The organism is Psychrobacter sp. W2-37-MNA-CIBAN-0211 (assembly GCF_040309405.1).
Classification (GTDB): domain Bacteria; phylum Pseudomonadota; class Gammaproteobacteria; order Pseudomonadales; family Moraxellaceae; genus Psychrobacter; species Psychrobacter glaciei.
Genome location: NZ_JBEOOU010000165.1, coordinates 1 through 276, shown reverse-complemented (window position 1 = coordinate 276; position 276 = coordinate 1). Strand labels below are relative to the sequence as shown.

Here is a 276-nt window from a genome sequence, read left to right as displayed (position 1 = left end):
ATACAACAGTGTGGGCACCAGGTAAAACTTATTCCACCTCAACATGTAAAAGCCTTTTTAATTGGCAACAAAAATGACTATAACGACGCCTTAGCCATTGCTGTCGCGGCTAACCAGCCACATATTAAAAGTGTGGGAATAAAGTCGATAGAGCAACAAGATAATCAAGCACAGCATAAAGCACGCGAGTTGGCGGTTAGGCAAAGAACGGCATTATGCAACCAAATAAGAGGATTAATCGCTGAATACGGTATTGCGTTAACCCAAGGTGTAAAC

At 42.0% G+C, this 276-nt stretch carries 1 protein-coding gene; it reads left to right on the top strand.

All coding sequences use genetic code 11. The features are described 5' to 3' along the window. Positions 1–276, top strand: a 276-nt coding sequence (locus AAEY72_RS14740) for an IS110 family transposase (RefSeq protein ID WP_352311284.1), incomplete at both ends; no start/stop codon positions are given.